22 protein-coding genes and 2 tRNA genes are annotated in these 20028 nt (G+C 70.2%); 7 read left to right on the forward strand and 17 right to left on the reverse strand.

The window, feature by feature from the left end; all coding sequences use genetic code 11:
- Nucleotides 1-22 precede the first annotated feature (22 nt).
- Complete coding sequence (locus GA0111570_RS10760; protein WP_092610593.1) at nt 23-850, forward strand: IclR family transcriptional regulator; 828 nt, start codon at nt 23-25, stop codon at nt 848-850.
- 64 nt (nt 851-914) lie between these two features.
- Nucleotides 915-2819, forward strand: a complete 1905-nt coding sequence (locus tag GA0111570_RS10765; protein WP_175557450.1) for an alkaline phosphatase family protein — start codon at nt 915-917, stop codon at nt 2817-2819.
- 99 nt (nt 2820-2918) lie between these two features.
- Here the strand turns inward: GA0111570_RS10765 and GA0111570_RS10770 are convergent, their stop codons facing one another.
- From GA0111570_RS10770 to GA0111570_RS10785, 4 genes are all read right to left on the reverse strand, one after another.
- Nucleotides 2919-3737 (reverse strand): TspO/MBR family protein, encoded by an 819-nt coding sequence (locus tag GA0111570_RS10770; RefSeq protein ID WP_092610595.1) that lies wholly within the window; start codon nt 3735-3737, stop codon nt 2919-2921.
- Nucleotides 3738-3914: 177 nt separating this feature from the next.
- A tRNA-Lys gene (locus GA0111570_RS10775) sits at nt 3915-3990 on the reverse strand.
- 76 nt (nt 3991-4066) lie between these two features.
- Nucleotides 4067-4363, reverse strand: a complete 297-nt coding sequence (locus GA0111570_RS10780) for a GroES family chaperonin (RefSeq protein ID WP_092610970.1) — start codon at nt 4361-4363, stop codon at nt 4067-4069.
- Nucleotides 4364-4421: 58 nt separating this feature from the next.
- On the reverse strand, nt 4422-4814 hold the full coding sequence (locus GA0111570_RS10785) for a DUF3618 domain-containing protein (RefSeq protein ID WP_175557451.1): 393 nt from the start codon (nt 4812-4814) through the stop codon (nt 4422-4424).
- Nucleotides 4815-4939: 125 nt separating this feature from the next.
- Here GA0111570_RS10785 and bcp point away from each other — a divergent pair, with 125 nt between their 5' ends.
- From bcp to GA0111570_RS10800, 3 genes are all read left to right on the forward strand, one after another.
- Entirely contained in the window at nt 4940-5425 is a 486-nt protein-coding gene (gene bcp / locus GA0111570_RS10790; protein ID WP_092610601.1) for a thioredoxin-dependent thiol peroxidase, read from the forward strand.
- Between the two features lie 64 nt (nt 5426-5489).
- Nucleotides 5490-5574 (forward strand) — tRNA-Leu (locus GA0111570_RS10795).
- A 72-nt stretch (nt 5575-5646) separates the two neighbouring features.
- Nucleotides 5647-6252 carry a pentapeptide repeat-containing protein gene (locus GA0111570_RS10800; RefSeq protein ID WP_245703155.1) on the forward strand — a complete coding sequence of 202 codons (606 nt, stop codon included), beginning with the start codon at nt 5647-5649 and terminating at the stop codon, nt 6250-6252.
- Nucleotides 6253-6390: 138 nt separating this feature from the next.
- On the opposite strand, the gene aqpZ is transcribed toward GA0111570_RS10800, so the two are convergent.
- The 4 genes from aqpZ to GA0111570_RS10820 all read right to left on the reverse strand — a co-directional run bounded on the left by aqpZ (nt 6391) and on the right by GA0111570_RS10820 (nt 10654).
- On the reverse strand, nt 6391-7158 hold the full coding sequence (gene aqpZ, locus GA0111570_RS10805) for an aquaporin Z (RefSeq protein WP_092610607.1): 768 nt from the start codon (nt 7156-7158) through the stop codon (nt 6391-6393).
- A 129-nt stretch (nt 7159-7287) separates the two neighbouring features.
- On the reverse strand, nt 7288-8496 hold the full coding sequence (locus GA0111570_RS10810) for a MarP family serine protease (RefSeq protein WP_175557452.1): 1209 nt from the start codon (nt 8494-8496) through the stop codon (nt 7288-7290).
- Between the two features lie 85 nt (nt 8497-8581).
- A complete protein-coding gene (locus tag GA0111570_RS10815) occupies nt 8582-9367 on the reverse strand; it encodes a PIG-L deacetylase family protein (protein WP_092610613.1) in 786 nt (261 codons plus the stop codon).
- 78 nt (nt 9368-9445) lie between these two features.
- Nucleotides 9446-10654 carry a metal-dependent hydrolase family protein gene (locus GA0111570_RS10820; RefSeq protein ID WP_092610616.1) on the reverse strand — a complete coding sequence of 403 codons (1209 nt, stop codon included), beginning with the start codon at nt 10652-10654 and terminating at the stop codon, nt 9446-9448.
- Between the two features lie 266 nt (nt 10655-10920).
- Between GA0111570_RS10820 and GA0111570_RS10825 the strand changes: the two genes are divergently transcribed.
- The gene (locus tag GA0111570_RS10825) at nt 10921-11193 is read left to right on the forward strand and encodes a DUF6458 family protein (protein WP_175557453.1); all 273 of its coding nucleotides are present in this window, start codon (nt 10921-10923) and stop codon (nt 11191-11193) included.
- 91 nt (nt 11194-11284) lie between these two features.
- On the opposite strand, the gene GA0111570_RS10830 is transcribed toward GA0111570_RS10825, so the two are convergent.
- The 9 genes from GA0111570_RS10830 to clpS all read right to left on the reverse strand — a co-directional run bounded on the left by GA0111570_RS10830 (nt 11285) and on the right by clpS (nt 18248).
- Entirely contained in the window at nt 11285-11767 is a 483-nt protein-coding gene (locus tag GA0111570_RS10830; RefSeq protein WP_092610642.1) for a dihydrofolate reductase, read from the reverse strand.
- Nucleotides 11764-12579, reverse strand: coding sequence for a thymidylate synthase (locus tag GA0111570_RS10835; protein WP_092610645.1), 816 nt, complete (start codon nt 12577-12579; stop codon nt 11764-11766). The genes GA0111570_RS10830 and GA0111570_RS10835 overlap by 4 nt, the downstream gene beginning before the upstream one ends.
- A 111-nt stretch (nt 12580-12690) precedes the next feature.
- Nucleotides 12691-13353, reverse strand: a complete 663-nt coding sequence (gene rdgB, locus GA0111570_RS10840) for an RdgB/HAM1 family non-canonical purine NTP pyrophosphatase (protein ID WP_092610991.1) — start codon at nt 13351-13353, stop codon at nt 12691-12693.
- A 2-nt stretch (nt 13354-13355) separates the two neighbouring features.
- Nucleotides 13356-14138, reverse strand: a complete 783-nt coding sequence (gene rph, locus GA0111570_RS10845; protein ID WP_092610648.1) for a ribonuclease PH — start codon at nt 14136-14138, stop codon at nt 13356-13358.
- A gap of 21 nt (nt 14139-14159) precedes the next feature.
- Nucleotides 14160-15557, reverse strand: a complete 1398-nt coding sequence (locus GA0111570_RS10850) for a glycoside-pentoside-hexuronide (GPH):cation symporter (protein ID WP_092610651.1) — start codon at nt 15555-15557, stop codon at nt 14160-14162.
- Nucleotides 15558-15623: 66 nt separating this feature from the next.
- Nucleotides 15624-16394: an MBL fold metallo-hydrolase gene (locus GA0111570_RS10855; protein ID WP_092610654.1), complete on the reverse strand. Its 771-nt coding sequence runs from the start codon at nt 16392-16394 to the stop codon at nt 15624-15626.
- Between the two features lie 19 nt (nt 16395-16413).
- Nucleotides 16414-17220 (reverse strand): glutamate racemase, encoded by an 807-nt coding sequence (gene murI, locus GA0111570_RS10860; protein ID WP_281245200.1) that lies wholly within the window; start codon nt 17218-17220, stop codon nt 16414-16416.
- Nucleotides 17221-17239: 19 nt separating this feature from the next.
- Nucleotides 17240-17932 (reverse strand): DUF2017 domain-containing protein, encoded by a 693-nt coding sequence (locus GA0111570_RS10865; protein WP_092610659.1) that lies wholly within the window; start codon nt 17930-17932, stop codon nt 17240-17242.
- 4 nt (nt 17933-17936) lie between these two features.
- Nucleotides 17937-18248 (reverse strand): ATP-dependent Clp protease adapter ClpS, encoded by a 312-nt coding sequence (gene clpS, locus GA0111570_RS10870; RefSeq protein ID WP_092610664.1) that lies wholly within the window; start codon nt 18246-18248, stop codon nt 17937-17939.
- A 198-nt stretch (nt 18249-18446) separates the two neighbouring features.
- On the opposite strand from clpS, the gene GA0111570_RS10875 reads away from it, so the two are divergent.
- A complete protein-coding gene (locus tag GA0111570_RS10875; RefSeq protein ID WP_092610667.1) occupies nt 18447-19943 on the forward strand; it encodes a hypothetical protein in 1497 nt (498 codons plus the stop codon).
- Nucleotides 19944-20028 lie beyond the last annotated feature (85 nt).

Here is a 20028-nt window from a genome sequence, read left to right on the forward strand (position 1 = left end):
CACCTGTTCCGGGCGCACCGGCATGACCGGACCCAAGCCAGCCACGGCCGTCCCGCCGCCCGGGCAGCAGCCGTCCCGGCCGTCGATCCTGTCCAAGGCGTTCCTGCTGCTGGAGTGCTTCTCGGCCGAGGAACGCGTCCTGACGCTGACCGAACTGGCCGACCGCAGCGGCCTGCCGAAGTCGACGGTGCACCGGGTGCTGGACCGGCTGGTGTCGCTGGGCATCATCGAGGGGCACGACCGCAAGTACCGGATCGGGATGCGGCTGTTCGCCATCACCACCGCGATGCCGGCCTCGAACCTGCGCGAGCTGTGCCTGCCGGCGCTGGCCCGGCTGCAGGCATGGGCCGGCGGTGTGGCGCACCTGGCCGTGCTGCGCGGGGTGCACGTGGTCTACCTGGAGCGGATCGTCGGGTCCGGCAACACGGTGCCCGCCCCTGCCCCGGGCAACATCCTGCCCGCCCACGGCAGCGCCCTCGGCAAGGCCCTGCTGGCCCGCCTGACCGTCGAGGAGCGGTCGGCGATCCTGCCCGACCCGCTGCCCCGGATGACCCCTGCCACGATCACCGACCGGGCCGCCCTGGAACGCCAACTGCAGGAGATCCGGCGCAGCAACATCGCCCTCAGCCTCGCCGAGTGGAACCCCGGGGTCTATTCCGTCGCCAGCGCACTGGTGGTGCACCGGCGCCAGGTCGGGGCCATCGCCATCTCGAAGGCCTCCCCCGCCGAGCTCACCGACGAGCTGAAGGTGGCCCTTCGCCGGACCGCCGAGACCCTCGGCGAACTGATCCGCGAGCGCATCGATGCCGGCGAGACCGGCTGGCACCCGGTGGAGGACCTGACCAGTTGATCCTTCGCCGACCACCTACCCGACCTGACCCACCCCGACCCGCCGCCTCTGCCAGGAGCACGCCATGGCCACCCACCGCACCGCCAACATCTATGTCAGGAACGAGACCGACGGAACCGCCCGGATCCGCCTGATCCACCAGTACGGCTCCAGCGACCCCCGGTCAGGGTCGTGGGTCGTCGGCCCGGGCCAGACTGCGGGCCCGCTCGCGGTGGAGTTCGAGACCGGCTTCGGGTCCTGGGGGACGCCCGACCGGTGGAGCGTGACGATGTCGGTCCCCGACGGCACCGCTCCGGGCATCTACCAGAACACCGGAGCCTCTTCCCACCCGCACTGGACGGAGTGCCGGCTGCGGCGCTCCGACGCCGACGAGGACATCGTCTTCACCGCGAGCACGACGGCCCTGGGCACGGAGCTGGCCTCGGGCGGGTGCGTCGACGAGATGGAACGGCTCGCCGACTACTCCCCGATCACCAACGTCTTCGTCCTCATGCTGGAGAACCGATCCTTCGACCACATCTTCGGGCACTCGGGCATCCCGGGCCTGACCGTGGCACCCGCGGGGACGTGCAACACGTACGAGGGGATCGACTACCCGGTGGCCTCGCCGGCACCCACGCGGCTGACCACCGACCCGGGACACGAGTTCCCCGACGTCGTCGAGCAACTGGCCGGCGCCGGCGCCACGTATCCTCCGGGCGGCCCGTACCCGCCGATCTCGATGAGCGGCTTCGCCGCGAACTACGCCACCTCGACCGACGAGGGCACCGCGGCCCCTACGGCCGCCCACATCGGTGACGTCATGCGCGGCTTCGACACCCCGGACCAACTGCCGACCTCCTACGCGCTGGCCACCGAGTTCGCGATCTGCGACCACTGGTTCTCCTCCCTGCCGGGCCCCACGTGGCCCAACCGGATGTTCGTGCATGCCGCGACCTCGGCGGGGCTGGACCACAGCCCGACCGGCGAGGAGATGGTGGCGTGGGAGACCCTGCGCGGCTTCTCCTTCCCGCACGGCACGATCTTCGACTCCCTCTCGGCCGCCGGCCTGGCCTGGCGGCTGTACCACGACAACACCAACGCCTACAGCGACGACCCGGGCGAGGGATCGGTGCTGGGCGCCATCGCCCAGGTCTCGGCCCTGAAGGGGATCAACACCTGGGACGTGCACTCCCTCACCGAGTTCGCGCGGGACCTGGACGGGCCCTACCCCTACCAGTACACGTTCATCGAGCCGCACTACGGGGACGTCACCGCGGGCAACTACGCGGGAGGGTCGTCCCAGCACCCGATGGACGACGTCTTCGGCGGGGAGGCACTGGTCAAGGGCGTGTACGAGGCCATCCGCAACTCCCCGCTGTGGGACTCCAGCCTGCTGGTCGTCACGTACGACGAGCACGGCGGCCTGTACGACTCGGTCCCGCCCGTCGCCGCCACCCCGCCGGGCGACGGGAGCGGCCCGAGCTACAACAGGTCCGGCTTCGCCTTCGACCGGCTCGGCGTACGGGTCCCGGCGCTGGTCATCTCACCGCTCATCCCCAAGGGGCGGGTCGACCACACGGTCTACGACCACAGCTCGGTCCCGAAGACGGTGCAGAGCCTGTTCGGGCTCCCTCCGCTGACCGAACGGGACAAGGCCGCCAACGACCTGCTCCACCTGCTCACCCTGGACACGCCCCGGACCGACTGCCCCAGCACCCTGCCCCCACCGGTCCCGGCGGCACCTCGGCCGGACCGCAAGGCCGAGGCCGACGACGCGCCGGACGATGACCACCCGATCGCGCGCGGCAACCTGCCAGGCTTCCTCGGCGCGGCCTACAAGGCCGCGACGGAGACGTACGCGACCACCGATGCCGACCTGGCGAAGCTGGACGAGGACTTTCGGGCGATCCGGACCAAGGGCCAAGCCCGGTCGTTCCTCGGCCGGATCACCAGCAAGGTCGAGGAGACGAAGGTGTCCAAGCGCTAGGAGGCCGGGGCTCGCTCGTCGCGGAGGACGACCTCAACCTGCGGATCGAGTGCGGGGAGATGTTCGCCCTGTAGCTACGCGGCCGGTCCGCAGGACGGGTCAGCCGACGGCACCGACCGGGCGGGTGGTGGACCTCATCCGGGCGACGAGTGTCGCGGCGATGACGATCAGGGCGGCGACCACGGCGGCCGCGGCCACCGGCACCGAGAGCGGACCGTCGGCCAGGCGACCGACGGCGATCCACGCCAGGCCCCAGGCCAGCGCGGCCGCCACGGCGATCCGCCCGCCCAGTCGTACGGCCAGCACCACGCCGATCGCGGCGGCGACCAGCAGGACGACGACGGCGATGACCTGGTCACCGCTCGCCCCCAGCGAGATGCCGGAGGCGGCTCCGGCTGCGCTGACGTTGGCGCAGGTGGCGACCGTCACCCATCCCAGGTAGAGACCGAAGGTCCCGTCGACGACGATGCGCTCGGCCGGGCCGTGGCCGGGGCTGTCGGCCAGGTTGCGGACCAGCATGCCCAGGACGACGACCAGGGCGAAGATGACCAGCACGCTGAGCCAGATCCACCCCTGTTGGGTGACCAGGAGCCAGGCGGCGTTGAGCAGCATGGACACCCCCGCCAGCCAACCGGTCCTCCGCTCCCGAAGCGACCGGTCGGCCACGCCGAACCACTGCCAGATCGTGTAGGCGGCCAGCCCGAGGTAGATCACCGACCAGATCGAGAAGGCCGGTCCCGCCGGGGCGAGCAACGTGGCGTCCGCTGCCAGTGCGCCGCCGGAGGACTCCTCGACCCGCTTCCCGAGCACCCCGATCCCGAACAACGTGCCGACCACGCAGACCAGCAGGCTGATCGTGACGAAGATCCGCTGCCCCAGCAGGCCGGTCGTCATCCGGCTCTGCACACCTTGGTCCATGCTCTGACTGTACGGGGGCGGGAGGTCCTCTTGCTTCACCACTCGGCTCTCTCAGCACCGGAAACTTGACCGGACTTCCGCCCGGTCCAAGGCTTCGGAAGCCAACCGCCGAGGTCAGGATCCGCGGCCACAAAAAGGAACTGGCCCCGACTCCCGAAGGAGTCGAGGCCAGCTGTTTGGTACACCGCCAGGGACTTGAACCCTGAACCCGCTGATTAAGAGTCAGCTGCTCTGCCAGTTGAGCTAGCGGTGCGCGCGAGAAGAAACTCTAGCAGCCCTCCCCGCCAACGCCAAATCGGCGTCATTGCGTGGGTCGGAGGCGCCACGGGTCAGAGGTACAGGCCCGTGGTCGTCTCGTCACCCTCCCCCGCGCCGATCGCGTGCAGGTCGCGCTCGCGCAGCAGGATGTAGTTCTTGCCCTTGAGCTCCACCTCGGCGCGATCCTCGGGGTCGTACAGCACCCGGTCGCCGACCCGCACCGTACGTACGTTGGGACCGGAGGCCACCACAGTGGCCCAGCTCAGGCGCTTGCCGATCGCGACCGTCGCAGGGATGACGATGCCGCCACCGCTGCGTCGTTCACCGGCCTCCCCCTCGGAGGAGACCAGCACCCGGTCGTGCAGCATGCGGATGGGCAGCGGGCCGGACTGCGCCTGGGGCGTGTCGTTCTGCTCCTGCAACGGGTCAGCTCCTCTTGACAGTGATCTTGACCGGACCCGCCGCGATCGCCGCGGCCTGCTTGCGGGCGACCCTGCGCACCTTGCGGCGCTGGCCACCGCGGTAGATGCCGCGCAGGGTCAGCATGGTGGCCACGACGCCGGCGACGGAGCCGGCGATCATGCCGACCCGGTCGAGCCGTACGCCGTTCTCGTCGACGAACTGGCCCTTGACCGACTGGTACTGGGCGTCGGCCATAGCCTTCACCTGGTCCACGGCGTTGTTCTTCAGGGTCTTGGGCTGAGCTTCCTTGGCCAGCTGCTCGATCGAGGCAGCCAGACGCGCACGCGCCTCGGCGATGTCCGCCTTGATCTGCGCCTCGGTCCGGGGGTACAGGCGCTCACGGGTCTCAGTGGCCACGGGTGTCACTCCTCAGGTGTCGGGTGGGGCACGGCCGTAGTGCGTAGCGAGCTACGCGCTACGGCCGGACAAGGACAGACTATGGCCTCCCGGCTGGCCCCTCTACCCCGCTTAGACTGTCGAACATGGAAAACCGTCTGGAAAAGGGCGCTGTCGCCCCGGCCTTCACCCTGACCGATGCCGACGGCAACGCGGTCTCGCTCGCCGACTTCGCCGGCCGGCGCGTGGTCGTCTACTTCTACCCCGCCGCGATGACCCCGGGCTGCACCAAGGAGGCGTGTGACTTCACCACCTTCCGGACCGACCTGGAGGACACCGGCATCGCGGCCGTGCTCGGGATCTCGCCCGACAAGCCGGAGAAGCTGGCGAAGTTCCGCGACAAGGAGTCGCTCACCGTCACGCTTCTCTCCGACCCGGATCGTACGACCCTGGAGGCGTACGGCGCGTACGGGGAGAAGACGATGTACGGCAAGAAGACCGTCGGCGTGATCCGATCCACGTTCCTGGTGGACGTCGACGACAAGGGCGTGGGGACGATCACCGACCCGCGCTACAACGTGAAGGCGACCGGCCATGTCGAGCGGCTGCTGAAGGACTGGCAGACCGCCTGACCTGACCACGGACCGGTGCCCGCGACGGCTCCCCCGACGCTCGGGCACAATGGTCCCTGCTCCTGCCGGAGTGGTGGAATTGGCAGACACGCAGGATTTAGGTTCCTGTGCCTTCGGGCGTGAGGGTTCAAGTCCCTTCTCCGGCACCAGGTCGCCCTCGCCGGCGACAGACCGTGGACGCCCACCCATGGGCGACCACCCATGGACGAGGTGGCGTGGACATGGACCTGACCGAGGTCATCGACGCTCGCGACCACGTGCGCGGGCAACGGCTCACCGGGGACATGGCACCGGGTGGATCGGTCCGCGGGGTCTCGTTCGAGGCCTGTACGTTCGCCGACTGCAGGCTGGACAAGGCTGAGTTCCGGGGCTGCGAGTTCGACGGGTGCACGTTCACCAACTGCTCGCTGTCCTTCGCCGTATTCGGCTCCTCGACCTTCTCCGAGTGCCGCTTCGAGGCCTGCAAGGGCCTGTCGGTCGACTGGGCCCGGGCGCACGTCAACCCGCTGAGCACCGCGCCGATGGCGTTCGCGGACTGCCGGCTGGACTATTCCCGCTTCACCCGGATGGACCTGCGCCAGTGGGACTTCCTCCGCTGCTCCCTGAAGGACGTCGACTTCGACTCCACCAGGCTGGCCGGCGCCCGGATGGCCGACTGCGACCTGGAGTCGGCGGTGTTCACCGACTCCGACCTGCGCGGACTGGACCTGCGCGGCTCCTCGAACTACTTCTTCGACGTACGACGCAACCGGGTCGAGGGCCTGAAGGTCAGCCCCGGTGCGGGCGTCGCCCTGCTCGGCGCCTTCGACATCGACTACCTGGGCTGATCCGGGGGCGGCACGAACGAACCCGGCGCCCGTCCCCTTCGGGGAGCGGACGCCGGGCGTCGGTCCAACTGCTGCCACTGCGTGCCCACGGGTCGGTGCCGATCCCGGGGTCGTGTCAGGGGCAGGAGTCGTGCGGCCTCAGGCCTCGGCGCCGACCCGGGCCTCCTCCTCCTGCGGCTCGGTGTCCTCGTCGCCGGTCAGGGCGGCGTACGAGAAGCCCGCGATGGCCGCGCCGACGAGTGGCGCGACGATGAACAGCCAGACCTGCGACATCGCGCCGGTGCCGGCGAACCAGGCGACGCCCAGCGAGCGGGCCGGGTTGACCGAGGTGTTGGTCACCGGGATGGAGATCAGGTGGATCAGGGTCAGGGTCAGGCCGATCGCCAGCGGGGCGAAACCGGCCGGCGCCTTCTTCGAGGTGGTGCCGAGGATGACCCAGACGAAGACGGCGGTCAGGACGACCTCGGTGACCAGGGCCGCAAGCATCCCGTAGCCGTCCGGTGAGCGATCGCCGAAGCCGTTGGAGGCGAAGCCCGACTGGACGGGGTTGAAGCCGTCCTTGCCGGAGGCGATCAGGTAGAGGACGCCACCGGCGACGCTGGCGCCGATCACCTGGGTGACCATGTACGGGGCGACGGCTGCCCACTCCACTCGCTTGGCGATCGCGCAGCCGAGGGTGACCGCCGGGTTGAAGTGGCCGCCGGAGATATGGCCGAGGGCATAGGCGCCGGTCAGGACGGTGAGGCCGAAGGCCAGGGCGACACCAACGAAGCCGATGCCCATGTTGACGCCGGGTGCGGCAATGACCTTGGCGGCCAGGACGGCCGAGCCACAGCCGCCGAGAACCAGCCAGAAGGTGCCGAGGAACTCGGCCCACAGTCGCTTGCTCATGGAGGGTTTGCGCATGGAAAGTGCTCCGATCCGCCCGCCCGGGTGGCGGGCTTGCCCTCAGCCTAAGGTGCGGCGGGGGCAAGACAACCTGGCCCACTCCGACCGGAATCGGACCGGAATCCTCCGAACGTCCCAACCCCGACCTCACTGGTGCAGGCAGGCGGTGGCGGGGACCTCGCTGACCAGGTGCGCCGACCGGTCGACCAGACCACTGGTCTGGGCGTCTGTCAGCGCGTAGCCCGTCTGTGGATCATCGACAGAGCGTGCGAAGACCGTCCCGGCCACGTGGCCGTCGGTGGTGAGGACAGGGCCGCCGGAGTCACCTTCCTCGAGCGATGCGCGCAACGCGTAGATCTGGCGGGTGGCGCCGGGCTGGTCGTAGATGTCCGCCCCGGTCGCCCGGATCGTGCTACGGACCCGGCCGGCCTGCACCTCGTACGCCCCGCCTCCCGGGAACCCGGCGACGACCACGTCGGCCTGGTCCGGCAGCGCCGAGGCGGTGGGCAGCGGGGCAGCGGTGAGGCCCGGCACGTACAGCACGGCCAGGTCCACCTTGGGGTCGAAGGCGACCAGGGTGGCCCGACGCGGACGGCCCACGCCCTCCACCTGTACGGCGAGGTCGGTGCCGCCGGCGACGACGTGGGCGTTGGTGACCACCCGCTGGTCCGACGACACCCAGCCGCTGCCGCTGGATACTCCGCCGCAGCCGATCGAGGTCACCTTCACCACGCTCGCCCCGGCCGCCTTCACCCCGGCCGACCCGGTCGCCCGGGCATCGGGGGTCGGGGCGGGCAGGACCGGTTCGGGGGTGGGGCCGATGAAGACCCGCGGGAAGCCCGCCGACTTCAGCGTCTGGCCCAGGCCGGCGGCGGCTCGCTGCCAGGGAGCGGGCAGCACAGTGGTGAACGCGCCCACCGCCCGGGAGTCCCGCAGGACCTGGCCCCAGGGAGCCGGGACGATCGGGCGCACCGCGACCGCGAGCAGACCCAGCACCAGGACGGTGACGACGACGGCGCCGGCAGCCCCGAGCAGCCGGTCGACCGCATGCACCATCGCGATGCCGTGCGCGCGCAGCCGCCGGCCGATGGTCCCCAGCACAGCCTCCCCCAGCGCGGCGCCGAGGAGCACGAGGACGACCAGGACCACGATCTGCTGGAGGGCACCGAACCCGCCGGGCAGCTGTCCGAGCACCCGCGGCCAGGCCCACAGGCCGAGCGCGGCGCCGCCGACCTGGCCGAGCAGCCCGAGCCCCCCGGCCAGCAATCCGCCGTGCCAGCCACGCACCGCGTTGCCCACGACCAGGAGCACCAGGACCAGGTCCAGCACCAGCGCGAGCCCCACGACGTTGTCCATGCCCTCCATCGTGACAGGGAGCGCCAACACTCCCACCGTCGGCGACCACGGGCGAAGGCAGGTCCAGGACCGTCGCGGGGCGGGTTCAGAGGCCGTCGAACACGTCGGTGAGCAGACGGCACGGAGGCTCGGTCGGCGGCCAGGCGACGACTGCCCATTCCCGGCCCACGGTCCGCTGCATGTGCAGCACGTCGATCGGCTGGTCGGCGATCACGTGCAGCTGGCTGCGGTGCTCGAGGATGCCCGCCAGGACACGGTCCCGTACGCCGCGACAGTTGACGACCAGACCGACCTCGCAGTCCGGCACCCCGCGCCAGTGGTAGACCCGGGTCGGGTCGAAGACCGGCAGGTTCGACGCCTGCCGCTTGCGCTGCCAGCGCTCGAAGACCGACTGGGGCAGCACGTGGTGCAGCAGTCGCCGGAAACCCGGGCCTTCGGCCGCCGCCAACTGCGCGAAGGCGATGTCGGTGGCCAGTCCGACCGCGATGTGGTCGGGATGGCCGGTGATGCCGTCAGGGCCGAAGGTCGCCACGACGTCGGGCGCCTCCGTCTCCAGCACGGCGCCGATCCGCTCCACCGCCCCCGTCAGCGGCACCTCGGCAACCCGGCCGTCGGGGAGGCCGAGCCACTCCAGGCGGTCGGGTGGACGGCCCACGGCCCGCCACGCGGCGGCGCATTCATCGCGGCGGATCGCCCCGAGCGTCTCCCGTGTGGCGGGGAATCCCTCCCGGATGTCGCCGGCCTCCCCGTCGGTGGCCTGGACCAGGACGAAGCGGAAGTCGGCCTCGTCGGCGTGCTTCGCCACGGTGCCCGCCCAGGTCAGGGCATCGTCATCGGGGTGTGCCACGACCAGGGCGAAGGTTCTGGTCATGTGTCCAGCTTGCCACGACGAACGGCGATTGTGACCCTGCTCACATCCTTGTTTCTGGATGTCCGTGCCCGAGGCCTGTCAGTCGTGGCGTACGACCCGGCCGCCCTGCATCACGAAGTCCACCCGCTCGGTCGCGGTGATGTCGTCCAGCGGGTCCCCCGGCATCGCGACGATGTCGGCGGCCCGGCCGACCTCCAGCACGCCGAGGTCGTCGCGGCGCAGCAACTCGGCCGCCACCGACATGCCCGCGCGCAGCGCACGGGCCGGTGCGATCCCGCACTGCACCATCGCGGCGAACTCCCTGGCGCCCTCGCTGAACGGGAACATCCCGGCGTCGGTGCCGAAGGCCACCTTGACGCTGCTGGAGGCGATCAGCTTCTGGGCGGTCTGGATCTTCTCCACGTCGCGCTCGAACTTCACCTTGATGTAGGCGGGCATGTTGCCGCTCGCGTAGAGCTGCTGGTCGGCGACGTTGAGGTACATGGTGGGGACGATGAAGGTGCCCGCCTCCTCGGCCAGCCGGACGCCCTCCTCGTCGATCATGTACGCGTGCTCCAGCGAGCGGACGCCGGAGCGGATCGCCTGGGTGATCGACTCGGCCGAGCCGCAGTGCACGGCGACGTCCAGGCCCAGCCGGGCGGCGGCCGCGCAGACGGCGTCCATCTCCTCGTCGAACCACGTGCACACGGCCGGGTCGTCGCCCGCGGAGTGGTAGCCGCCGGCGTTGGTGGTCTTGATCCAGTCGGCCCCGCCGCGCTGCTCACGCCGGACCGTACGCCGGATCTCCCCGATCGAGTCGGCCGGATCGGAGACCCGGAAGCCCCACCGCTCGGAGTAGAAGTTGTCGATGTCGCCGTGGCCCCCGGTCGGGGAGATGAAGTGCGGCGCCACCACCAGCCGCGGTCCGGGCACCTCCCCCGCGTTGATGGCGTTGCGGAGGTCGACCACCGGCCAGTCCGGATCCGCCGCCCCCAGGTCGCGGATCGTGGTGAAGCCCAGTTGCTGGTACGAGAGGGCGAGCGAGAGTCCGGTCAGCGCCTTGCGTGCCGACGACTGCAGCGTCTGCTGCGGGAGCGGGGATCCCATTGTCAGGTGCACGTGCGTGTCGATGAAGCCGGGCGTCACGGTCCGGTCCCGCAGGTCGATCTCCTCGATGCCGTCGGGGGCGTCGATTTGCTGGTCCATCGCGGTGATCGTGCCCTCCTCGACGAGGATGTCGACGGGCCCACCGAGGTGGTCGGCGGCGCCGTCGAAGTGGTTGCCGCAGTGCAGAAGCGTGGCTGTCATGGTGACTCCTTCGGTCCGGACCGGTCGACCGGACCGGTATCGGTATCAGCATGTACCCCGGCGCCACCGCCCGTACGGGTCCCGGTGGGGAACGTTCGGGGGCGCCGGGATGTCGGTCCGGGCGCTCTTGGAACCCTGCGGTATATGTTTACTTATCGGTACCCAACGGCCGGTGGCCCCGGCGCAGGTGACGACCCGCCTCGAGGCCTCTCGGCACCAGCTGCACCGGATCGACCGGTGTGACGACCCGACCGAAAGGCAGAACCATGCGCAGTGCCCGAATCGGCACCCCGATCGCGCTCATCGTGATCGGTGCCATCCTCAAGTGGGCGGTAGCCGACGCCATCAGCGGCATCAACCTGCCCATGATCGGCCTCATCCTGATCGTGGCCGGCGCGATCTGGCTGGTCCTGGAGATCATCCTCGGCCGCCCGCGCACCCATGTCACCACCGAGCGCACCAACGTCCAGGGCACCGGCACGACCGGCCCGGCGGGTGACCAGCACGTCGAGCGGGAGATCCGCCGCGACGATATCTGACCGACCACCACTCACGTACATCGCCTGACGGACGTGCGCCCACCTCTCCAGGTGGGCGCACGTTCGCCGTGATCTCGTGGGGCGCGACCGCTCAGCGCCGGACGTACGTCACGAAGTCGAAGCCCTCGTGCTCCTCGCGCCCGGTCGCGACCCACCGGTCCGGCTCGACCGCCGGGAAGGTGGTGTCGCCGGCCGGGGTGGCGTGCACCTCGGTCAGTTCGAGGCGGTCGATCCGGTCCCAGGCGAGCCGGTAGATCTCCCCGCCGCCGAAGACCCACACGATCCTGTCCGGCGCCGGCTCGGCGGCCAGGTCGAGCGCGGTGTCGAGGTCGTGCGCGACCAGGACGCCCTCGGCGCTCCAGTCGGGGTCACGGGTGAGCACGATCGTGGTCCGCCCGGGCAGCGGACGGCCCAGTGTGTCGTACGTCCGGCGGCCCATCAGCAGCACGTGCCCCATGGTGAGGCGCTTCAGTCGCGGCAGGTCGCCGGGCAGGCGCCACGGGATGTCCCCGTCGGCACCGATCACCCCGTTGTCGGCCACCGCGGCGATAGCGACGATCTCTTGCTGGCTCACACCGCCACCGGGGCCTTGATCGCCGGGTGCGGGTCGTAGCCGACGATGCGGATGTCCTCGAGGGTGAAGCCGTCGATGTCGTGTACGGCGGGGTTCAGCTCCAGCCGGGGCAGCGGCCGCGGCGTACGCGAGAGCTGCTCGTGCACCTGCTCGAGGTGGTTGAGGTAGATGTGCGCGTCACCGAAGGTGTGCACGAAGTCGCCGACGTGGAGGTCACAGACCTGCGCCACCATGTGGGTCAGCAGCGCGTACGAGGCGATGTTGAACGGGACGCCGAGGAACATGTCCGCCGAGCGCTGGTAGAGCTGGCACGACAGCCGGCCGCGGGTCTCCCCCTCCTGCGGCGGGGCGACGTAGAACTGGAAGAACGCGTGGCAGGGCGGCAGCGCCATCTGCGGGAGGTCAGCGACGTTCCAGGCCGAGACGATGTGCCGGCGCGAGTCGGGGTTGGTCCGGATCGACTCGATCACCTGGGCGAGTTGGTCGATCGCCCCGCCCTGCGGGTCGGGCCAGGACCGCCACTGGTAGCCGTAGATCGGTCCCAGCTCGCCGTCCTCCCGGGCCCACTCGTCCCAGATCGAGATCCGGTTCTCGTGCAGCCACTCGACGTTCGTGGAGCCCTTGATGAACCACAGCAGCTCCCCGAACACCGACCGGGTGTGCACCTTCTTGGTGGTCAGCAGCGGGAACCCCTCGCGCAGGTCGAACCGCAGCTGGGCACCGAAGACGCTGATGGTCCCGGTCCCGGTGCGGTCCTGCTTGCGGACCCCGGTGTCGAGGATGTGCTGGAGCAGGTCCAGGTACTGCTTCACGGACGACCTTCCTGTCGATGCGAGTACGGTGCTTCCCTGCGGGGCGTACGGAGTTCCCTGCGGGGCGCACGGACCATGGTCGGTCGATCGGCGGCCTGCGCAGGCGCCGTCTCAGTCCAGCGCGGGGCCGGACGGCGCCCCGTGCTCGGCCATCCCCTTGATGAACGAGGCCATCGCCCGGACGGCCTTGCCACGGTGGCTGATCGCGTCCTTCTCCTCCGGGCTGAGCTGCGCGCTGGTGCGCTCCTGGTCGACCGGGCGGAAGATCGGGTCGTAGCCGAACCCGTTCTCCCCCTCCGGGGCCCGGGTGATGTGGCCCTCCATCTCCCCGCGCTGCAGGAACTCCTGGCCCTGCGTCCGACCCGACGGGTCGACCGCGTGGTCGGGCAGCACCAGCGCCATCGCGCAGACGAACCGGGCCGTCCGCCGCTCGTCGGGCACGTCCTCGATCTGGGCCAGCACGAGCTGCAGGTTCGCCTCGTCGTCACAGGACGGGCCCGCCCAGCGCGAGGAGCGTACGCCGGGCATCCGGTTGAGCACGTCGATCTCCAGCCCGGAGTCGTCGGCGAGGGCCGGCAGCCCGAGGTTGGCCACTGCGGCCCGCGCCTTGATCAGCGCGTTCTCCTCGAAGGTGCCACCGTCCTCGACCGGCTCGGCGTACGCGGGGAAGTCCGCCAGGCCGAGTACCTCGATCTCCAGGCCGGTCTCGGCGAGCACCCGGCGCAGCTCGACCAGCTTCTTGGCGTTGTTGGTCGCCAGCACCACCCGGTCGATGATCACGCGTTCGGCCCTACCCCGTCGAACCCCAGCGGCTGGGCAGGGGTGGACAGGCCCAGGGCCTGCAGCTGGAGGTCGCGCAGTTCGGCGGTGCCCTTCGCGGCCAGGTCGAGCAGCTCGTCCAGCGCCCTCCGGTCGAACGGGGTGGCCTCGGCGGTGCCCTGGACCTCGATGAAGCGGCCGTCCCCGGACATCACCACGTTCATGTCGGTGTCGGCGGTGGAGTCCTCGTCGTACTTCAGGTCCAGCATCGGGACGCCGTTGACGACGCCGACCGAGATCGCCGCGACCGAGTCGGTGAGCGGCTCGCCGGCCAGCAGGTTGCGCTCGCGCAGCCACGAGACGGCGTCGTGCAGCGCCACGTACGCACCGGTGATCGAGGCGGTCCGGGTGCCCCCGTCGGCCTGCAGCACGTCGCAGTCGATCATGATGGTGTTCTCGCCGAGCGCCTTGTAGTCGATCACCGCGCGAAGGCTGCGGCCGATCAGGCGGGAGATCTCGTGCGTCCGCCCGCCGATCCGGCCCTTGGTGGCCTCGCGCTGGGAGCGGGTGTTGGTCGCGCGCGGCAGCATGGAGTACTCGGCGGTCACCCAGCCCAGCCCCGAGCCCTTGCGCCAGCGCGGGACGCCGGCCTCGACGCTCGCCGCGACCAGGACCCGGGTCTTGCCGGCCTCGATCAGCACCGACCCCTCGGCGTGGTCCAGCCAGTTGCGGGTGATCCTGGTGTCGCGCAACTGGTCGAGGGCGCGGCCGTCGGTGCGGGCGGTGGGTGAAACGGTCATGGGGGTCAGGTTACCTGCCGCCTAGACTCGCCCACTGCTGCCGGGGTGCGTGCCGCTCCGCAGGTCGGCCAGGATCCTGTCGTGTCGCTGTTCGCTGAGCGGGTAGCGCCACATCGCCACGAACGCGACCAGGAGGGCGAGTGCGGGGAACCCCGCCAGGGCCCCCCGGACGGCCATCGCGGCCTGCGGAGCCAACGCATGACCGGCGGTGGGGCCGTAGTGGCCGGCCGCCAGGATCCACCCGGCCACGGCACCGCCGAGTCCCTGGCCCACCTTCCGGCTGAACGAGACGAGCGAGTAGTTGGTGCCGTCGGAACGCTTCCCGGTGATCCACTCGCCGTAGTCGACCGTGTCGGCCTGGATGGACCAGACCAGGGTGTTCACCACCCCGATACCGAACCCGACGATGCCGAAGAGCACCACCGCGACCGTCACCCATCCGGCCGGGACCACGACCAGCCCCAGGCAGCCGACGACCGCCACCGCCAGGGCGACCATGTAGGAGCGCTTCTGGCCTACGCGGGCCACCGTCCGTGGGACGGCCATCGCGGCCAGGATCATGCCGACCGTCTGGGCCAGGGTGAGGATCGCGAACAGGTTGGCATCGCCCAGGACGTCGCGGGCGAAGTACATGGCGACCGCCCCCATGGCGAAGGTGGCAGCCAGGACGACCACCGATTGCAGGCAGAGCAGGGCCAGTGGCACGTTCCGGGTGAGCGCCCGCACCATCTCGGCCGCGCTGGGCCTGGCGGTGCGCCGGGGAGCGACCGCCTCCGTCGAGGTGGCGAAGCAGAACAGGTAGAGGGCGACGCCCGCCACGGCGAAGCCGATGGTGCTGATGGTGAGGGAGTGCTGCAGGTCCCTGGCGTGGGCGACCTGGGGAGAGACCACGATGGCGATCAGCAACCCCGTGGACGCCGCCCCGAGCGAACGCGCGGCGGACAGTTTGGTCCGTTCGTCGGAGCGCTGCGTGACCGAGGCCGCCAGCGAACCGTACGGGACGTTGACGAAGCTGTAGAGCAACGAGAAGAGGGCGTAGGTGGCGTACGCCCAGACGATCCGGCCCGCGAGCGGCAGGCCTGCCGGGACCGTGAAGACGGCTACCAGCGAGGCCAGCAGCGGGACCGAGCCGAAGACGAGGTAGGGACGGAACCTTCCCCACCGGGTACGGGTCCGGTCGATGGTCGCTCCGGCGACCAGGTCGGTGAGGCCGCCCCATACGCGGACGACCAGGAACAGGGTCCCGGCCGTCGCCGCGGCGATGCCGGCGACGTCGGTGTAATACACCAGGAGGAAGGCGGAGATCATCGAGAACGTCATGTTGTTCGCGACGTCGCCGGCGGCGTAGCCCCAGTAGGTGATGGCCCGAAGGCCCTGTCTGTCGGTCTCCGACGCCGTCCGCTCGTCCGTGTCCTGCATGGTCCTCCTGTGTGTCCTCAGGGGCTTCCGCCCGGGGTGAGGATACGCGCACCCCGTCGGTCCTCCTCAGAACTCCAGCCTGGCCCCCGGCTCCGCCAGCACGATCCGGCCGTCGAAGGACGTACGGGCCTCCTCGGCCCGGGCCAGCGGGTCCTCCCAGGCCGGCACGTGCGTGATGACCAGGGTCTGCACCCCGGCGGCCGCGGCGCACTCCCCCGCCTGGCGCCCCGACAGGTGCAGGTCGGCGGGCAGCCCGGCCACGTCAGGGAAGGACGCCTCCGCCAGCAGCACCGACGCCCCGCGGGCCAGTTCGTCCAGTGCCGGCGTCGGTCCGGTGTCGCCCGAGTAGACCAGCGATCCCTGGGGCCCGTCCAACCGGATCGCGTACGACTCGACCGGGTGCGCGACGCGGGCAACGGTCATCGTGAAGCACCCGATGGTCACCGTGGAGCCTTCGCGGATCGTCCGGAAGTCGAAGGAACGCTCCAGTTCCGCCTCCCGCGGGTCCTCGACCTCCGATGCCCGGGCGATCCGGTCCCTCGCCCCGGCTGGGGCGTACGTGGGGACGGGGCCCCAGGGTGCGGTCGAGGAGTACGTCGCGGCGACGTCCCAGGCCGCCAGGTCCAGGCAGTGGTCCGCGTGCAGGTGGCTGAGGACGATCGCGTCGACCTCGCGGGGATCGAGGTGTCGCTGCAGCGGCCCGAAGGCGCCCGACCCCAGGTCCAGCAGGACGGTGGTGGTACGACCCTCCTCGGTGCACCGGACCAGGTAGGACGATGCCGCCGATGCGGGTCCCGGTCCCGATCCGCTGCAGCCGACGATCACCAGCTCGCTCATGCTTCCCCCGTCCAGGCTCCTACAGGAACTGTGACACCGACTCGATGAACCCCTTGCCCATCAGCCGCTCCCCGATGCTGCGGAACTGCTCGGGCTGGCCGGTGGTCAGGAACGTACGGCTACCCACCTCGGTGCCACCGTTCACCATGCCGGTTTCGGTCAGCTTGCGGTAGACCGCCCGGGCGCAGGCATCCGAGCTGGAGACCAGCGAGACGCCGTCACCCATCACGTAGGAGATGACGCCGGCCAGCAGCGGGTAGTGGGTGCAGCCGAGGATCAGGGTGTCGATCTGCGCCTCCTGCAGCGGGCGCAGGTAGCTGCGCGCGACCCTTTCGATCTCCGGTCCCGAGGTCACCCCGCGCTCCACGTACTCGACGAACTGCGGGCAGGGGCGGGTCCGCAGGTGGACGTCCGGCACCGCGGCCAAGGCATCGGCGTACGCACCGGAGCGAGCCGTGGAGGCCGTGCAGACCACTCCCACGTTGCCGCTGCGGGTCACACCGGCGGCCGCACTGGCCGCCGGTGTGATCACCTCGACCACCGGGACGTCGTAGCGCTCCCGCGCGTCGTGCAGCACCGCCGAGGAAGCGGTGTTGCAGGCGATGACGAGCATCTTCACGCCGCGCTCGTACAGGTGGTCCAGGCACTCCAGCGCGAACTCGCGCACCGCCGCCAGCGGCTGGGTGCCGTACGGGGCCCGGGCGGTGTCGCCCAGGTAGATGATGTCCTCGTCGGGCAACTGGTCGACGACCGCCCGCATGACCGTGAGGCCGCCGAACCCCGAGTCGAAGATACCGATCGGGGCATGCTGGTCGCGAGTGGTCACCGGAAGAATCTAGCGCGCCTCACAGCGCCCTCAGCAGGGACTCCTGCACGAACCCCAGCCAGTCGTACACCTCGTGCATGAACTCGTGGGCGTCCGGGAGGACCGCCTCGGGGTCGCCGTCGGGGGTGTCAGTGGTGATCCCGAGCCGCTCGGCGACCACCAGCCGCAGGGCGGTGAGCGTACGCAACCAGGGCTCGACCTGCTCCGGTTCCACCCTGACCGGCTTCAGGCCCCGCTCGCTCGCCTCCAGGGAGCTCAGCACGACCAGGGCCTCGTCGATCTTGCGCTGGCGCAGGTCGGACTCGGTGTAGCGCCGGAACTCCTCCGAGGCTGCGGGGTCGTCGCGGTAGGCGTCGGGGAACAGCCTCAGCAGCACCGGATCGGTCGGCCGCTGGGCGTCGGGCCGGTGTGGGTCCAGCTCCTGCTCCCACAGGGCGAAGGGGTCGAAGCCCTGCTCCTCGCCGTCGCCGTCAGGATCCTCCCCGGCGGGATCGGGAGCGACAGTGATCAGGTCGTCGAAGGCAGCGGCCTGCGGATGCTCCGGAGCAGTGGGGTCCCCTTCGGCATCGTCCTCGTCCGCCTCCAGGTCCAGGTCGGACATCTCGGGGCTGAGCAGGTCGATGAACTGCCCGCACAGGGACAGCATCAGGCCGACCTCGAACTCGTCCATCACGCTCTGGAAGTGGCGGCCACGCCGGCGGAAGCGCTTCACCGGCTCACTCCCCCCGGCCGAGGGTCGCCCACAGGCCGAACTGGTGCATCGCGTTCACGTCGCGTTCCATCTCCTCGCGGGTGCCCATCGAGACGACGGCCCGGCCCTCGTTGTGGACCTGCAGCATCAATCGCTGGGCCTTCTGCCGCGAGTAGTGGAAGTAGGTGACGAAGACATGGGTCACGTACGACATCAGGTTGACCGGGTCGTCCCAGACCACTGTGGTCCAGGGCAGCTCGACGGTCGCCTCCTCCGCGGGACGTTCGATGACCGCCGTCCCTCCGGACGGAGACGAAGGATGATCAGGTGCGGTCATACCTGACAGTGTCTCACCCGGGCCGAAGGAGGCCCAATCGGACAGCACGACGCCCGGGCGCAGAGTGGCCGTCACCTGGACGTCCCGAGGAATTCACCCGCTGCTCACCCGCAGGATTCCTGAGAGCACACGAAGAGGAGCACAGGGCAGATGAACCTGAGAATAGCTTGGGTCTCGTAGCCTCGAAAGGACACCCTCGTGCCGAATCGCAAGCGCTGGCTGGCTGTCGCCGCCGTTGCCGCGGCCCTCCCGGTCGTCATCACCACCGCGGCCCAGGCCGCCCCCCAGACCACCACCGGCCCGTCCTCCTCCCAGTCCCCCTACCTGATCCCCACCGCCCCCGGCGTGACCAACGAGTCCCTGCTCTCGGTCGGCGACGCAGTGGGAGCCGACGGCTACCGGATGGCCGGCATCCCCGACGGGCTGGGCGCGTACGACAACGGTGACGGCACCATCACCCTGCTGATGAACCACGAGCTCGGCACCACCGCGGGCGTCACCCGTACCCACGGCGCCAAGGGATCCTTCGTCTCGCAGTGGGTCATCGACAAGAAGACCCACAAGGTCCTCTCCGGATCCGACCTGATCCAGAAGCTCAAGCTCGTCGACCCGAAGCTCGGTCCGGCGATCGCTCGCCTGTGCTCGGCCGACCTGCCGGCCAAGTCCGCGTTCTACAACGCCGCGACGGGCAAGGGCTACGACGGCCGCATCTTCATGAACGGCGAGGAGGACTCCAAGAGCGGCCGCGCCTTCGCCCACGTCGCTACGGGCTCGGAGAAGGGCACCTCCTACGAGGTCGCCGCCATGGGCAACTCCTCCTGGGAGAACGTCCTCGCCAACCCGGCGACCGGCGACAAGACGGTCATGATCGGCACCGACGACTCCACCCCCGGCCAGCTGTATATGTACGTGGGTGACAAGAAGTCCGAGGGCGACGCCCTCGTGAAGGCCGGCCTCACCGGGGGCACCCTGTTCGGCCTGCAGGCCAACGGGGCCACCGACAAGCCGATGAACGAGTACGACCCGGTCACGAAGGCCGGCACCGTCGGGTTCCCGATGAAGGGCAAGCTGGGCGCTGCCGACCTCGGCGACGTCTCCGGTCTGGACACCGTTGGCCTGGAGAAGCTCTCCGACGACAACCACGTGACCGAGTGGTGGCGTCCGGAGGACGGCGCCTGGGACACCAAGAACCCGAACGTCTTCTACGTCAACACCACCGCCACGTTCGGCGGGCCCTCGCGGACCTGGAAGCTGACCTTCAACGACGTCACGGACCCCGCGAAGGGTGGCACCTTCGAGGCGATCCTGGACGGCACCGAGGGCCAGCACATGCTGGACAACATGGCCGCCGCGGACAACGGCAAGCAGCTCATCCTTAACGAGGACCCGGGCGAGAATGACTACCAGGCCAAGGTCTACAGCTACAACCTGGCCACCGACCGCAAGACCACGATCCTGCAGCACGACCCCTCCCGCTTCGTCCCGGACAGCACGTTCGGCGTGGACGAGGAGTCCTCGGCCACCATCGACGTGTCGAAGTTCTTCGGCCAGGGCTACTACCTGATGACCACCCAGGCGCACAGCAGCACCCGCGACGGGATCGACAAGGATCCCGCACTGGTCGAGGACGGCCAGCTGCAGCTGGTCCGCGTGCCGTGGACCGACAACGGCACCGGCACCAAGGGCACCAAGTGACCTCGGCGCCGGGCCACCAGGCCTGAACCGTGGACCGGGCGGGCGCGACCGATCGGGTCGTGTCCGCCCGGTCCTGCGTCTCCCG

Origin of the sequence: Raineyella antarctica, from assembly GCF_900092135.1 — a bacterium.
Lineage (GTDB): Bacteria > Actinomycetota > Actinomycetes > Propionibacteriales > Propionibacteriaceae > Raineyella > Raineyella antarctica.

Bases quoted from the DNA above. Each gene is read 5' to 3' on its own strand.
- GA0111570_RS10810 (WP_175557452.1), bottom strand. From the start codon at position 8,496: ATGGACAACGTCGTGGGGCTCGCGCTGGTGCTGGACCTGGTCCTGGTG.
- clpS (WP_092610664.1), bottom strand. From the start codon at position 18,248: ATGACCGCACCTGATCATCCTTCGTCTCCGTCCGGAGGGACGGCGGTC.
- GA0111570_RS10850 (WP_092610651.1), bottom strand. From the start codon at position 15,557: ATGCAGGACACGGACGAGCGGACGGCGTCGGAGACCGACAGACAGGGC.
- GA0111570_RS10770 (WP_092610595.1), bottom strand. From the start codon at position 3,737: ATGGACCAAGGTGTGCAGAGCCGGATGACGACCGGCCTGCTGGGGCAG.
- GA0111570_RS10820 (WP_092610616.1), bottom strand. From the start codon at position 10,654: ATGACAGCCACGCTTCTGCACTGCGGCAACCACTTCGACGGCGCCGCC.
- bcp (WP_092610601.1), top strand. From the start codon at position 4,940: ATGGAAAACCGTCTGGAAAAGGGCGCTGTCGCCCCGGCCTTCACCCTG.
- GA0111570_RS10780 (WP_092610970.1), bottom strand. From the start codon at position 4,363: ATGCTGCACGACCGGGTGCTGGTCTCCTCCGAGGGGGAGGCCGGTGAA.
- GA0111570_RS10765 (WP_175557450.1), top strand. From the start codon at position 915: ATGGCCACCCACCGCACCGCCAACATCTATGTCAGGAACGAGACCGAC.
- GA0111570_RS10815 (WP_092610613.1), bottom strand. From the start codon at position 9,367: ATGACCAGAACCTTCGCCCTGGTCGTGGCACACCCCGATGACGATGCC.
- GA0111570_RS10825 (WP_175557453.1), top strand. From the start codon at position 10,921: ATGCGCAGTGCCCGAATCGGCACCCCGATCGCGCTCATCGTGATCGGT.
- GA0111570_RS10855 (WP_092610654.1), bottom strand. From the start codon at position 16,394: ATGAGCGAGCTGGTGATCGTCGGCTGCAGCGGATCGGGACCGGGACCC.
- GA0111570_RS10760 (WP_092610593.1), top strand. From the start codon at position 23: ATGACCGGACCCAAGCCAGCCACGGCCGTCCCGCCGCCCGGGCAGCAG.
- rph (WP_092610648.1), bottom strand. From the start codon at position 14,138: ATGACCGTTTCACCCACCGCCCGCACCGACGGCCGCGCCCTCGACCAG.
- GA0111570_RS10800 (WP_245703155.1), top strand. From the start codon at position 5,647: ATGGACCTGACCGAGGTCATCGACGCTCGCGACCACGTGCGCGGGCAA.
- aqpZ (WP_092610607.1), bottom strand. From the start codon at position 7,158: ATGCGCAAACCCTCCATGAGCAAGCGACTGTGGGCCGAGTTCCTCGGC.